The sequence below is a fragment of the Pelomonas lactea genome (assembly GCF_043555885.1).
In the GTDB taxonomy this organism is placed as follows: Bacteria; Pseudomonadota; Gammaproteobacteria; order Burkholderiales; family Burkholderiaceae_C; genus Pelomonas; species Pelomonas lactea.
This window is the reverse complement of the sequence record NZ_JBIGHX010000008.1, coordinates 127,473-140,638: the sequence shown is the minus strand read 5'-3', so window position 1 is coordinate 140,638 and position 13,166 is coordinate 127,473. Positions and strand designations below refer to the sequence as shown.

At 71.4% G+C, this 13,166-nt stretch carries 12 protein-coding genes and 1 pseudogene; 11 read left to right on the top strand and 2 right to left on the bottom strand.

What is annotated here, in order from left to right; translation table 11 throughout:
- The first annotated feature begins 17 nt into the window (after positions 1 to 17).
- Genes ACG04Q_RS20210 through ACG04Q_RS20200 form a run of 3 tightly spaced genes read left to right on the top strand, consistent with a single transcriptional unit; the run spans position 18 to position 2,471 of the window.
- Positions 18 to 698: a hypothetical protein gene (locus ACG04Q_RS20210; RefSeq protein ID WP_394513130.1), complete on the top strand. Its 681-nt coding sequence runs from the start codon at positions 18 to 20 to the stop codon at positions 696 to 698.
- Positions 691 to 1,710 (top strand): sensor histidine kinase, encoded by a 1,020-nt coding sequence (locus ACG04Q_RS20205; protein ID WP_394513129.1) that lies wholly within the window; start codon positions 691 to 693, stop codon positions 1,708 to 1,710. The genes ACG04Q_RS20210 and ACG04Q_RS20205 overlap by 8 nt, the downstream gene beginning before the upstream one ends.
- The gene (locus ACG04Q_RS20200; RefSeq protein WP_394513128.1) at positions 1,707 to 2,471 is read left to right on the top strand and encodes a LytR/AlgR family response regulator transcription factor; all 765 of its coding nucleotides are present in this window, start codon (positions 1,707 to 1,709) and stop codon (positions 2,469 to 2,471) included. Before ACG04Q_RS20205 ends, ACG04Q_RS20200 begins: the two co-directional genes overlap by 4 nt.
- Here the strand turns inward: ACG04Q_RS20200 and ACG04Q_RS20195 are convergent.
- A complete protein-coding gene (locus ACG04Q_RS20195) occupies positions 2,458 to 2,820 on the bottom strand; it encodes an ankyrin repeat domain-containing protein (protein ID WP_394513127.1) in 363 nt (120 codons plus the stop codon). The genes ACG04Q_RS20200 and ACG04Q_RS20195 overlap by 14 nt on opposite strands.
- Positions 2,821 to 2,906: 86 nt before the next feature.
- On the opposite strand from ACG04Q_RS20195, the pseudogene ACG04Q_RS20190 reads away from it, so the two are divergent.
- Both ACG04Q_RS20190 and ACG04Q_RS20185 read left to right on the top strand, forming a co-directional pair.
- Positions 2,907 to 3,251 (top strand): annotated as a pseudogene (locus ACG04Q_RS20190) (FKBP-type peptidyl-prolyl cis-trans isomerase); the annotation flags it as partial.
- Between the two features lie 30 nt (positions 3,252 to 3,281).
- Complete coding sequence (locus tag ACG04Q_RS20185; protein ID WP_394513351.1) at positions 3,282 to 3,629, top strand: FKBP-type peptidyl-prolyl cis-trans isomerase; 348 nt, start codon at positions 3,282 to 3,284, stop codon at positions 3,627 to 3,629.
- A gap of 215 nt (positions 3,630 to 3,844) precedes the next feature.
- Here ACG04Q_RS20185 and ACG04Q_RS20180 read toward each other — a convergent pair whose 3' ends face one another.
- Positions 3,845 to 6,100, bottom strand: a complete 2,256-nt coding sequence (locus ACG04Q_RS20180; RefSeq protein ID WP_394513126.1) for a putative bifunctional diguanylate cyclase/phosphodiesterase — start codon at positions 6,098 to 6,100, stop codon at positions 3,845 to 3,847.
- Positions 6,101 to 6,361: 261 nt separating this feature from the next.
- Between ACG04Q_RS20180 and ACG04Q_RS20175 the strand changes: the two genes are divergently transcribed.
- The 6 genes from ACG04Q_RS20175 (at position 6,362) to ACG04Q_RS20150 (ending at position 13,160) form a co-directional block, all read left to right on the top strand.
- The gene (locus tag ACG04Q_RS20175) at positions 6,362 to 6,781 is read left to right on the top strand and encodes a PilZ domain-containing protein (RefSeq protein ID WP_394513124.1); all 420 of its coding nucleotides are present in this window, start codon (positions 6,362 to 6,364) and stop codon (positions 6,779 to 6,781) included.
- Between the two features lie 383 nt (positions 6,782 to 7,164).
- Positions 7,165 to 8,229, top strand: coding sequence for a methyl-accepting chemotaxis protein (locus tag ACG04Q_RS20170; RefSeq protein ID WP_394513123.1), 1,065 nt, complete (start codon positions 7,165 to 7,167; stop codon positions 8,227 to 8,229).
- A 9-nt stretch (positions 8,230 to 8,238) separates the two neighbouring features.
- Positions 8,239 to 8,610 (top strand): response regulator, encoded by a 372-nt coding sequence (locus ACG04Q_RS20165; protein ID WP_394513121.1) that lies wholly within the window; start codon positions 8,239 to 8,241, stop codon positions 8,608 to 8,610.
- A gap of 14 nt (positions 8,611 to 8,624) precedes the next feature.
- Positions 8,625 to 8,924 carry an STAS domain-containing protein gene (locus tag ACG04Q_RS20160; protein WP_394513120.1) on the top strand — a complete coding sequence of 100 codons (300 nt, stop codon included), beginning with the start codon at positions 8,625 to 8,627 and terminating at the stop codon, positions 8,922 to 8,924.
- Entirely contained in the window at positions 8,921 to 11,113 is a 2,193-nt protein-coding gene (locus ACG04Q_RS20155; RefSeq protein ID WP_394513119.1) for a chemotaxis protein CheA, read from the top strand. The genes ACG04Q_RS20160 and ACG04Q_RS20155 overlap by 4 nt, the downstream gene beginning before the upstream one ends.
- Positions 11,114 to 11,147: 34 nt before the next feature.
- Positions 11,148 to 13,160, top strand: coding sequence for a methyl-accepting chemotaxis protein (locus ACG04Q_RS20150; protein WP_394513118.1), 2,013 nt, complete (start codon positions 11,148 to 11,150; stop codon positions 13,158 to 13,160).
- The last annotated feature ends 6 nt before the right edge of the window (positions 13,161 to 13,166 follow it).

The window sequence follows — 13,166 nt, the reverse complement described above, 5'->3', positions numbered from 1 at the left end:
CGAATCAGGAGACCCTCATGGACTACCGCGCCCTGGCCCTCGTTCCCCTGGCCGCCTTCGTGCTCAGCGTCAGCGCCGCCGCGCCGCGCGTGCCGGACGGCTGGCATGTCTTCGCCATCTCGCACAGCGACAAGCCCGATACCAGCAACGGCTTCGAGATCGGACTCACCCCGGTCGGCGACGCCGCCGGCACACCCACGCTGACGATCCGCTCGACGCGCCCCCAGTTGCCGCTGGGCCCCAACGTCGGCGCGCTGACGCAGCCGGCCTACGGCTACGCCGGCCAGCGCGTGCGCTTCAGCGCCGAGATGAGAGCCGAGGGCACCGCGCCGTGGGCCGGCGTCTACCTCACGCCCGGCGACGGCGGCATGCTCAACCGCATGGCCGAGGGTGCCCTCGGCGTGGAGCACCGCCTGCCGCCCGGCAGCCCCGTGCAGCCCGGTGGCGACTGGCAGCCGGTCAGCGTGGTCATGGACGTGCCGGCCGATGCACCGCTGATCAGCGTCGGCCTGGCGCTGGTGGGCGAAGGCCAGCTGTGGGCGCGCCAGCTGCGCTTCGACGTCGTGGGCCGCGACGTGCCCGTGACGGCCACCACGCTGAACATCGACTGGGCCCGCGCCCGCCAGAGCTTCGCCGAGAGCCGCCGCGTGATGGCGCAGCTGCCGCCGCAACCCCTCGCCAATGCCCGCCTTGACTGAGCGCCCGCCCACCCGGCTGCTGGCCACGCTGCTGCCCGGCCTGATCTTCTGGGCCGCCTGGGCGCTGGCCGCGCTGCAATGGCCCGGCGCGCGCTGGGTGGTGCTGTCGGCCCAGCTGTGGCTGGCGTACAGCGCCGCGGCGCTGGTGCTGCGCTGGCGCTGGTGGCCCGTGGGTGTGCCGGTGGCCGCGGCGGCCGGCGCGCTGCTGGGCCTGGCGCTGGTGCCAGGCCCGCGCGCCGTACCTTGGGGCCAGTCCTGGGAGGTGGCACGGCTGGCCCTGCCGGCCTGGGGCTTTGCCGTGCTGGTGCAGCTGCCGCTGCGCTGGTGGCGCTGGCGCGAGGAGCAGGCCGTGCGGCTGCGCGTGGCCCAGGCCGAGCAGCAGGCCGCGATGGCCGACCTGGCCCGCCAGGTCAGCGTGGCCGAGCTGAAGGCGCTGCAGGCCCAGGTTGAGCCGCATTTCCTGTTCAACGCGCTGGCCAGTTTGCAGCAGCTGATCCGCCAGCAGCCTGCCACGGCCGAGCGCTTCCTGGGCGAGCTGCACGACTACCTGCGCCTGGCGCTGCCGTCGCTGCGCGAGCCGCTGTCCACGGTCGGCAAGGAGTTCGAGCTGACCCGCGCCTACCTGACGGTGATGGCCACGCGGCTGGGCGCGCGGCTGCACTTCCACGTGCAGGCCGACGCCGACTGCGCCGCCCACGCCATGCCGCCGCTGATGCTGCTGACGCTGGTGGAGAACGCGGTGCGCCACGGCATCGAGCCGCTGGCGGCCGGCGGCCGCATCCGCGTCGGCGCGCGCCGTGACGGCGACCGGCTGGTGGTGGAGGTGGCCGACACCGGCGCCGGCCTGCAACCGGCCCCGCCCGCCCCCGGCGCGTCGCAGGGCCTGGGGCTGGCCAATGTGCGCGACCGCCTCGCCAGCCTCTACGGCCCCGCCGCACACTTGAGCATCCAGCAGGCCGACGGTGGCGGCGTGCTGGCCCGCATCACCCTGCCCTGGACCGCCGCCGCATGAACACCCCCACCGCGCTGATCATCGAAGACGAAGCCCTGCCGCGCCAGCGGCTGCGCGACGGGCTGGCCCAGCTGTGGCCGCAGCTGCAGGTGTTGGCCGAGGCCGAGGACGGCGACCAGGGCCTGGCGCTGGCGCTGGACCTGCGCCCCGACATCGTGTTCGTCGACATCCGCCTGCCCGGGCTGGACGGCCTGTCGCTGGCCCGCCGCCTGAAGGGCCTGGCCCACATCGTGTTCGTGACCGCCTACGACGCGCACGCGGTGCAGGCCTTCGAGCACGGCGCCATCGACTACCTGCTCAAGCCGCTGGCCGAAGCCCGCCTGCGCGAGACCGTGCAGCGGCTGCAGCAGCGCCTGCAGTGGCCGCCGGCGCAACTGGCGCACTGGCTGCAGCAGTGGGCGCCGCCCGCGCTGGAGGCCGCTGCAGCGCCAGCCGCGGCCCCGCTGCGCTGGCTGCAGGCCTCGCAGGGCGAGCGGCTGCACCTCGTGATGGTGGCCGACGTGAGCCACTTCCGCAGCGACAACAAGTACACCTGCGCCGTGACGGCGGAGGGCGAGTTCCTGCTGCGGCTGTCGCTGCGCGAGCTGCTGGCGCAGCTGGACCCGGGTCAGTTCTGGCAGATCCACCGGGCCGTCGTCATCAACCTCGCGCACGTGGCCCGCGTCGAGCGGCGGCTCACCGGCATGGAGGTGCTGCTCAAGGGCAGCGACACGCGGCTGCCGGTCAGCCAGAGCTTTCAGTCGCGCTTCAAGCCAATGTAGTGCTGCGGCCCAGCAGCCGCGCCAGCCAGCCCGGGCGAGCGGCGGGGGCCGGCCGGGGCACGCCCAGCGCGTGCAGCCGCTCCTCCACCGCGGCCAGCCCGGTGCGTCGGGCCGCCTGCATGGGCGTGGCTGCATCGAACTCGGAAGCCAGGTCCGGCATCGCGCCGTTCTCCAGCAGGTACAGCGCCACCGCCTCCTGGCCCGCGAGGATGGCGGCCACCAGCGGCGTGGACAGGAACTCCGGGTGCGCGTAGTTGACATCCACGCCCGCCTTGACGTGGTACTCGACCAGCGCCAGGTCGCCCTCGCAACCCGCCTGGTACATCTCCTTCCAGTTCCCGCCCGACATGACCCGTCCTTGCCTGAAGCCGCGACGGCCGGACTCTATAGGCATGAGGCGACAATCGCCCGTTTCCCCAACGCAAGGATTTCCCCATGAACACCACGCCCAGCGGCCTGCAGTTCGAAGACACCGTCGAGGGTGACGGCAAGACGGCCGTGGCCGGCCAGGACGTCACCGTCCACTACACCGGCTGGCTGTGGGTCGACGGCGCCAAGGCCGCCAAGTTCGACTCCAGCAAGGACCGCAACGACCCGTTCGAGTTCGAGCTGGGCGCCGGCATGGTCATCCGTGGCTGGGACGAAGGCGTGCAGGGCATGAAGATCGGCGGCAAGCGCACGCTGATCATCCCCGCGGACCTGGGCTACGGCGCGCGCGGCGCCGGCGGCGTGATCCCGCCCAACGCGACGCTGTGCTTCGACGTGGAGCTGCTGGGCGTGGCCGGCGGCCCCGAGGCCGTGGAGCTGAACCTGCACACCACCTCCAGCGGCCTGCAGTACGAGGACCGCACGGTCGGCGACGGGGCCGAGGCTGCCAAGGGCCAGCGCGTGTCGGTGCACTACACCGGCTGGCTCTACAAGGACGGCATGAAGGGCAAGAAGTTCGATTCCAGCAAGGACCGCGGCCAGCCCTTCAAGTTCCGCCTGGGCGGCGGCGAGGTCATCGCCGGCTGGGACGAGGGCGTGCAGGGCATGAAGGTGGGCGGCACGCGCATGCTGGTGCTGCCGCCTGAGCTGGGCTACGGCGCCTATGGTGCCGGTGGCGTGATTCCGCCGAATGCGACGCTGCTGTTCGAGGTGGATCTGCTGTCGGTGTAAGTAGAGCCCCCCGGCCAAGGACTACCTTGGCCGGCCCCCCGAGGGGGGCGGCGATGCTCGCGGGGGTGACCCCGCTCGCACATCGCCAGACGGGCCGGCTTGGGGGTGGAGTCGGACACAGGCAGTCCCTGCGGACTGCCTGTGCCTACGGAACGCCTTGGGCCAGAGGCCCAAGGCAGGCCCGGCGCCCGGCCCGAGGAGTGCTCGGCTGCCGGCTACAGCTCGGTGCTGAACATCGTCGTCGGCGGTGAGTACTGCGTCAGCCGCCACGGCAGGATGCGGGAGTCCACCTCGTCGACCGGGCCCGTGAGCGGCCGGCCGGCCAGCCAGTCCTGGAGCTTGGGCAGTGGCATGGGGCGCGCGACGAGATAACCCTGTACCTCGTCGCAGCGGATGGTGCGGATGATGGCCAGCTCGCGATCGGTTTCCACGCCCTCGGCCACCGTGCGCATGCCCAGCACGCCGGCCATGCGCACGATGGTGTTGACGATGGCGCGCGCATCGGCGTGCTCGGTCAGCGAGCGCACGAAGGAGCGGTCGATCTTCAGCGTGTGGAACGGGAACGCGCGCAGGTAGGCCAGCGACGAGAAGCCGGTGCCGAAATCGTCCAGCGCCACCTGCACGCCCAGCTCGCGCAGCGCATGCAGCCGGCGCAGCGCGGCCTGCGCGTCCTCCAGCATCAGCGACTCGGTGACCTCCAGGTGCAGCGTCGATGGCCCCACGCCGGCACGCACCAGCAGGCGCTCGACGCTCTCGACGAAGCCCGGCTCCATCAGCTGCAGTGGCGACACGTTGACGGCCACGTTCAGGCCCGGCAGGTCGCGCGCGGCCAGGCAGGCCTGCTTCAGCGCCAGCGCACCCAGCTCGTGGATGAGGCCGCAACGCTCGGCCGCGGGAATGAACTCGCCCGGCGAGATGGAGCCGAGCGTCGGGTGTTCCCAGCGCATCAGCGCCTCGACACCCAGCGCCTGCAGCGTCTGCGAATCGACCTTGGGCTGGAAGTGCAGCTCGAACTGCCCCTGCCCCAGGCCCTCGCGCAAGGCCTGCTCCACGGTGTGCATGCGCCGGCTCGCGGCCCCCAGTGCGCTGGCGTAGACAACGCTGCGGCCCCGGCCGGAGCGCTTGGCGTCGTACAGCGCGAGGTCGGCATTGACCATCAGGTCTTCGACGTTGGCGATGCCCGGGTCCAGCCGCGCCAGGCCCACGCTGGCGCCCACGTGCAGGCGCTTAGGCCCCACCTCGATGGGCTCGCTGAGCTTGTCGATGATGAGTGCCGCCATCGCCTGCGGCGCGCGTCGCGGCGACGTCCCCAGGCGCAGCATCGCGAACTCGTCGCCCCCCAGCCGGCCGACGAGGTCGCCCTCCTCCACCAGCGACAGCAGCCGGCCCGCGACGACGCGCAGCACCTCGTCGCCGGTGGTGTGCCCCGAGCTGTCGTTGATGACCTTGAAATGATCCAGGTCGATGGACAGCAGCCAGCCCGGCTGGCCCAGTTCCATGGCGGCCTGCGCGGCGTTCATCAGGTTGCGCCGGTTGGCCAGCCCGGTCAGCGCGTCCTGCTCGGCCTGCACCCGCAACTGATTCTCGAAGCGCTGCGCCTCGGTGATGTCGGCGATGACGCCGCGCCAGCCGCCGCCAGCCGCGCCGTCGGCGCTCGCGATGGGCTTGGCACTCAGCGCCCACCAGCGCGCCTGCTCGCCGCGGCCCAGTTGCAGCTTGAGGTCGCGGAACGGCCGGCCCAGCGCCCAGGCGGCCAGCAGCGGCCCGGACTGCTGCGCGCGCGCGGCGAACCACTGCGGCAGCCGCACCTCGCCCAGGCGCTCCTCCGGCACCCCGAGCAGCGTGGCCAGCCGCGCCGAGCGGTGCACCAGCCGCCCGGCGGCGTCGGTTTCCCATAGCGCGTCGCTGGCGTTCTCCTCGAAGTCCCGCAACAGCAACGACACCACCTGCTGCTGGCGCGCATGCGAGAAGCGCGCGCGCAACAGCGCCGTGGACTGCCGCGCCAGCGCCATGGCGGCCAGCGATACGACGGTGGCATAGGCCAGCAGCAACGCCCCCACGGCGAGGAAGATGGGCTCCTGGGCCCGCCACAGCGCCACCAGCGAGCCGGCCACGATGAGCCAGGTATAGGCCAGGCTGGCCAGCGGCAGCATGGCCAGCGCGAAGGCGCCGGCACCCAGCATGCCGGTCACCAGCGTGGCGATCAGCACGCGCTCCGCCGGTGCGGCCGGCGCGAACCACCAGGCCGCCGCCAGCCCCCAGCACAGCCCCAGCAGCGCCGCGTGCCAGCTGCCGCGGTAGTAGCCCTTGGCCGACACGGTGCCGGGTTCGCGGCCCCGCCGCGTCCACCAGCCGTACAGGCCGGCGCCCAGCAGCAGGACCAACAGGCCCAGCCAGCCCGTCAGCCAGGCGCCACCGGCGCGGCCCACGGCCAGGCACACCAGGCCGCCGGCGAGCAGATTGGCCGCCATGAGGGCCGGCGTCAGCCGCACCAACTGGTCAAGATGTTCTGCCCGGATGCGCGCGGACTCCACATCGCTGTCAACATACAGCTCGAAAGTTCGCCGCAAACGCCCCCAAATCCCTTCAGCCCGCGTCATGAATGCGCTTTCTGCCGTGCTGTCCCTCTTGCGCCGCATGGTAACGAGCGACTTCACCACGATGTCATGGGAGGCTGGTCTTCTGCGTGTCGTTTGCATCATCTGCCCGCCACTTGAATGGAGCACCCCGCCATGTCCGTGACCGACCAACGCCGTTCCCCGCGCGTCGAGTTCTTCCTCGTCCCCGAGGAGCACGAGCAGCTGCCGGTCTGGGTCATCAAGCCCCAGAGCCTGGCCGAAGCACGCGGCGGCGTGGTCGTCAACCTCAGCGAGGAAGGTCTGCAGATCCTGGCCGCTGCCGAGCCGGTGCTGGACGCCCAGCACTATGAACTGCGCCTGCTGCTGGGCGAGGACGACGGCGTGCCGCTGTTCAGCGCGTCGGTGCGCCGGGTGTGGAGCCGGCCGCTGAGCCGCATCGTGCAGCTGTGCGGCTTCGAGTTCGAGTCGGCGCACTCGCAGGCCGAGGAGTTCCTGCGCACGCAGACGGCACAGATCACCGCCCGCAAGTGGGTGCGCTGCGTGCTCGTGGAGCGGATGACCGCGCTGGCCTGACGCCACCCCGCTGCACCGCGCAGCGGCTGCCCCCCCCGCCGCCAGCAGGTCGGCGGCCCCCGTGTAGCGCCGCAGAAGTCCGGCGACACGGTTTCGCTCGCGTCGGGACGACGCCTGCGGCCCAGGGCCAGCACCGCCAAATAGTTCCGGAAACGCCCGATTCGCGCTCCAGCGGCGGTGGCGTGGCTGGCTTTCGTCCGGTCAATTCGGCAAAATTGATATCAATGATTGATTCAATTCCCACCTGGCGGGTGGGACGCGCCGACTTCCCGGGAGCGACGCCGAGCAGGCATCGCAGCAAAATGATCAAAACAGCATTTTCGCGACTGACCGACATCTTGCTGAAGCGGGGCACCGGGCGCGCTCGGCTGCACTGGATCACCGTGGCATGGCTGGCAACCGGCGCTGCGCTGGCCACCGGAGTCGCCGTGGCACCCTGGGTGCTGTGGAGCGCCGCGGCGGCATTGCTGGCACTCCAGGGCCACCTGGCGCAACGGGCCAGCGCGGCGGACGGCGACAACGCCCAGCGGCAGCGCCAGCTGAGCGCCCGGCTGGAAGAAGCCGCCAGCACCTGGGCCACCCACGTCGGCACGGCGCAGACGCAGCTGCGCGATGCCATCGAGCAGATGCTGGCGTCGTTCGGCGACATCCTCCAGCAACTGGACGGGCTCGCGAGCCCCGCGGATGCCGGTGACGAGGGCCGCCTGGCGCTGCTGGCGCATTGCGACGATCAACTGCGCGGCCTGCTGCGCAACTTCGACGGCTTTGTGCGGTCGCGCGATGAGACGCTGGGCATCGTGCGCACGCTGGGCGAGGCCTCGGGCCGGCTGCACACGCTGGCCGAAGACGTGTCCAGCCTGGCACGCCAGACCAACCTGCTGTCGATCAACGCCGCCATCGAGGCGGCACGCGCCGGCCCCTCCGGGCGCGGCTTCGCCGTCGTGGCCGGCGAGGTGCGGCGGTTGTCCGCCGAGTCGGGCGACACGGGACGGCGCATCGGCGGCCAGCTCACCGACTTCAACGATCGCATGCAACAGGCACTGCAGCAGGCCACCAGCCAAGCCGCCCAGGACACGCAGGCCATCCAGGCGTCGGAGCAAACCGTGGGCGAGGTGGTGGCCCAGGTCAACGCCACGGTGGCCGCCCTGCAGCAGCGCAGCGCCGAGCAGAGCGCGCAGGGCGAGCTGGTCAGGGCGCAGGTCGAGCAGTTGCTGACGGCCTTCCAGTTCCAGGACCGCGTGCACCAGATCCTGGACCAGCTGCGCGACTCCATGGCCCAGGCCAGCGTCGCCCTGCAGGACGCCGCCGCCGCCGACCAGGCGCCCGACGCCGATCACTGGCGCCGGCTGCTGGCCGCCGGCTACACGACGGCCGAGCAGCGCGCCGTCTCGCACGGCCAGCCCGTGCAGGCGACGCCGGCCCGAAACATCGAAACCACCTTCTTCTGAGGAGCACGCATGGTCAAGACCATTCTCATCGTCGACGACTCCAGTTCGCTGCGCACCGTCGTGCGCCTGGCCATGACGCGCGCCGGCTACGACGTGCTGGAGGCCGGCGACGGCATCGCCGGGCTGGAGGCGCTGAACCAGGCGCCCAAGGTGCACCTCATCGTCTGCGACGTGAACATGCCCAACATGGACGGCATCACGTTCGTCACACGGCTCAAGGCCCACCCGCGCCACCGCTTCATCCCGGTGGTCATGCTGACCACCGAGGGCGAGGAGGACGCCAAGAACCGGGGCCGCCAGGCCGGCGCCAAGGCCTGGATGGTGAAGCCCTTCAACCCGCCGCAGCTGCTGGACGCCGTGTCCAAGCTGGTGCTGCCGTGAGCACCGGAGGCCCCATGGACCTGCTGCTCCCTGCCGAACTGAGCATCTACACGGCCGCCGAGCTGCACCCGCAGTGGCTGGCCTGGGCGGCGCAGCACACCGGCCACGAGGCGACGGCAGACGCCACCGCCGTCGACCAGGTGGACGGCGCCGGCGTGCAACTGCTGGTGGCGCTCGAGCGCGGCCTGGCTGCGCGCGGCGTGGCGCTGCGGCTGCGCAACCCGAGCCGGCCGCTGCGCGAGGCCTGCACGGCCCTCGGTCTGGCCGGCTGGCTGGCCCACGCTGCGCCACAACCCACCCCGGAGGCCGCATGACCCAGGACGCCGACTTCGTTGCCGAAGCGCTGCCCGCCTTCCTCAGCGAGGCCGAGGAGCAGGTCCAGAGCCTGGAGGCGCTGCTGTTGCAGCTGGAAAGCTGCCCCGGCGACATCGAGCTGCTCAATGCGCTGTTTCGCTGCGCCCACACCGTCAAAGGGTCGGCGGGCCTGTTCGGGCTGGATGCCGTGGTGGGGTTCACCCACCATGTCGAGACGCTGCTGCAGCGCGTCCGCGAGGGCCAGGTGGCGCTGACCCCCGAGCTCAGCACGCTGCTGCTGCGATGCAATGACCAGATCCGCACGCTGGTGGCCGAGGCCGGCGGCGCGGCGCAGGACGCCGACGCCGTCGCACAGCGGGAGGCCCTGGTGGCGCGGCTGCAGGCCGCCGCCGGCGTGACGCCGCCCGCGGCTGCCGAACCCACCGGCGCGGCACCCGCGCTCAGCCGCCGGCCGTGGCATGTGTCCGTGGCGTTTGGCAGCGACGTGTTCCGCAACGGCATGGACCCGCTTGCCGTGCTGAACTACGTGCGCGGCCTGGGCGAGATCACCCACATCGTTTGCGACGTCGGGGGGGTGCCGCCGCTGGACGCGCTGGACCCCGAGAGCTGCCACCTGGGCTTCCTGTTCGGCCTGGCCACGGAGGCCAGCCGCGAGCAGATCGAGGACGCCTTCAGCTTCGTGCGCGAGGACTGCCAGCTGCACGTCATCACCCCCGGCGCCACGCCGGCCCAGTTCGCCGACCTGATCGACGCGATGCCGGGCAACCCGCGGCTGGGCGAGATCCTGGTGGCGGTCGGCGCCATCAGCCCGGCGCAGCTGCAGCAGGGCCTGCGCAGCCAGCAGGCGGCCGCCGCGCAGGGCGAAACGGCGCTGCTGGGCCAGCTGCTGACCGAACAGACCGGCCTGGCCACGCAGGTGGTGGATGCCGCGCTGCGCAAGCAGCGCCGGCAGCGCACCGACACGCCGGCCCCCGCCGCGGGCGACGACCACCGCTTCATCCGCGTGCAGGCCAACCGGCTGGACGCCGTCATCAACCTGCTGGGCGAGCTGGTGATCGCCGGCGCCGGTGCCGCGCTGCTGGCTCGCGAGACGCAGCAGCGCCAGCTGATGGAAGCCAACGAGCAGATCAGCCGGCTCATCGAGGAGATCCGCAACGGCACGCTGCAGTTGCGCATGGTGCCCATCGGCGAGACCTTCGCGCGCTTTCGCCGCGTGGTGCGCGACACCGCCGCCGAGCTGGGCAAGGACGTGCAGCTGGAGATCCAGGGCGGCGAGACCGAGCTGGACAAGAGCGTCGTGGAACGCATCGCCGACCCGCTGATGCACCTGGTCCGCAACGCACTGGACCACGGGCTGGAGACTCCCGAGCAGCGCGAGGCGACCGGCAAACCGGCGCAGGGCCGGCTGATGCTGTCCGCCCGGCACGAGGCCGGCAGCATCGTCATCCGCATCACCGACGACGGCCGCGGCATCCAGCGTCGCAAGGTGCTGGAGCGCGCCTGGTCGCGCGGACTGGTGGAAGCCGGTGTCGTGCCGGACGACGAGGCGATCCTGCGTCTCATCTTCGAGCCGGGCTTCTCCACGGCCGAGAAGGTCACCAACCTCAGCGGCCGCGGCGTGGGCATGGACGTCGTGCGCAGCAACATCGAAGCGCTGCGCGGCAGCGTGCTGCTGGACAGCACGGAGGGCCGGGGGTCCACCATCGAGATCCGGCTGCCGCTGACGCTGGCCATCATCGACGGCTTCCTGATCTCCGTCGGCGATGCGCGCTTCATCTTTCCGCTGGATGCCGTCATGGAGGTCATCGAGGGCCGGGCGGGCGACGCCACCCTCGACGCCCGCGGGCGCGGCGTCGTCGAGCTGCGCGGGCAGGTGCTGCCGGTCGTCAGCCTGCGCACGCTGTACGCCATCGACGGGCCTGTTGCCGCACGCGGCAGCATCGTCGTGCTGAAGTCGGGCCACGCCCGCTACGGCGTGCTCGTGGATGCACTGCTGGGCCAGCACCAGACGGTCATCAAGCCGCTGGGCCGGCTGTTCCGCAGCCTGCGCGGCGTGTCCGGTTCCTCCATCCTGGGCAACGGCGAAGTCGCGCTGATCTTCGATGTGCCGTCGCTCGGGCAGCTGGCCGCCGAGCCCCGCTGCCAAAGGCTTGCTGGCGACGCCGTCGCCGAACGCACCTCTTCCTGATCCGGCACCCGCCACCGCACGAAAGGACACCAACATGACCTCCCCCTCCTGGATCGCCCGACTGCTGGCCGGCAAGGAACTCGACGCTGCCGACAGCGCCCGACTGGCCGCCGAGGCGGCGCGCGACGACGCCGAAAGCCGCCTCCGGCTCGCGCAAAGCGAGCTGCAGGTACGCACCGACATCATGAACATCACCAGCATCGTGTCGGAGGCGGACAAGAAGGGCGACATCCTGTCCATCAACGAGAAGTTCCTCGAAATCTCGAAGTACAGCCGCAGCGAACTGATCGGCCACGGCCACAACACGACGCGCCACCCGGACATGCCCAAGGAGGTGTTCAAGCAGATGTGGTCCACGATCGGTCGCGGCGAGATCTTCCGCGGCATGGTGAAGAACCGCGCCAAGGACGGCACGCCGTACTACGTCGACGCCGTCATCGCCCCCATCCTGGGCGACAACGGCAAGCCGATGAAATACCTCGGCGTGCGCTACGACATCACCGAGCAGGAGATCGAGCGCCAGAACTCGCGCGGCATCCTGGCTGCCATCGACCAGAGCTACGCCTTCATCGAGTTCGACCTGACGGGCCACGTCCTGCACGCCAACGACAACTTCCTGAAGACCCTGGGCTACAGCCTGGACGAGGTCAAGGGCCGGCACCACCGCATGTTCTGCGACGCGCCGTTCGCCGCCAGCGCGGAGTACGCGCAGTTCTGGCAGGACCTCAATGCCGGGCGCCCGCAGAACAACGTCTTCCGCCGCATCGCGAAGTCGGGCCAGGAGGTGTGGATCCAGGCGGTCTACGCCCCGGTGAAGGACGAGATGGGCCGCGTCGTGAAGGTCGTCAAGATCGCCACCGACGTGACGGAGCAGATGCTCGCCACCCGCATGCTCAACGAGGCAGTCGCCCAGGCGGAGCAGGTGACCAGCGCCGCCCGTGAAGGCGACCTGGCGCAACGCATTCCGATGGACGGCAAGTCGGGCGCCGTGCGGACGCTCTGCGAGGGCGTCAACGCGCTGATGGAGACCACGGCGGTCATCTTCGACGACGTGGGCCGGGTCTTCGGCGCGCTGGCCGAAGGCGACCTCTCGCAGCGCATCACCCGCGCCTACGCCGGCGTGTTTGCCAAGGTGCGGGACGATGCCAACGGCACCGGCGAGAAGCTCGCCGCCGTCATCGACGAGGTGCGCAGCGCCGCCGACGCGCTCACCGGCGCCGCCGGCCAGGTCAGCGCCACCGCGCAGAGCCTGTCTCAGTCGGCCAGCGAGCAGGCGGCGTCCGCGGAGCAGACGACCGCCTCCGTCGAGATGATCTCGGCCAGCATCAGCCAGAACAGCGACAACGCCCGCGTGACCGACGGCATGGCCACCAAGGCCAGCCGCGAGGCCGCCGACGGCGGCGTCGCCGTCACGCAGACCGTGACCGCGATGAAGCAGATCGCGCAGAAGATCAGCATCGTCGACGACATCGCCTACCAGACCAACCTGCTGGCGCTGAACGCCGCCATCGAGGCCGCCCGCGCCGGCGAGCACGGCAAGGGCTTCGCCGTGGTGGCCGCCGAGGTGCGCAAGCTCGCCGAGCGCAGCCAGGAAGCCGCCAAGGAGATCGGCGACCTCGCCGGCAACAGCGTCAGCACCGCTGAGCGCGCCGGCAAGCTGCTCGACGAGATCGTCCCCAGCATCCAGAAGACCAGCGAGCTGGTGCAGGAGATCGCCGCCGCCTCGCAGGAGCAGAGCCAGTCCGTCTCGCAGATTGGCGACGCGATGGGCCAGCTCAGCAAGGCCACGCAGCAGAACGCCAGCGCGTCCGAAGAGCTGGCCGCCACGTCCGAGGAACTGTCCAGCCAGGCCGAGCAGCTGCAGCAGTCCGTCGCCTTCTTCACCACCCAGGCGCAGGGCAGCACCAGGCCATCGAGCCGCCCGGGTGCCGCGCCCTTCGTCGAGCGCCGCGCTCCCAACTCCCCCATGCGCGCCCAGGCCGGCCCGCGCCCCCCGATCAGCGCCGTGCAGGCCACTGGCACCCACGGCAACTTCCGCCCGTTCTGAACTGCA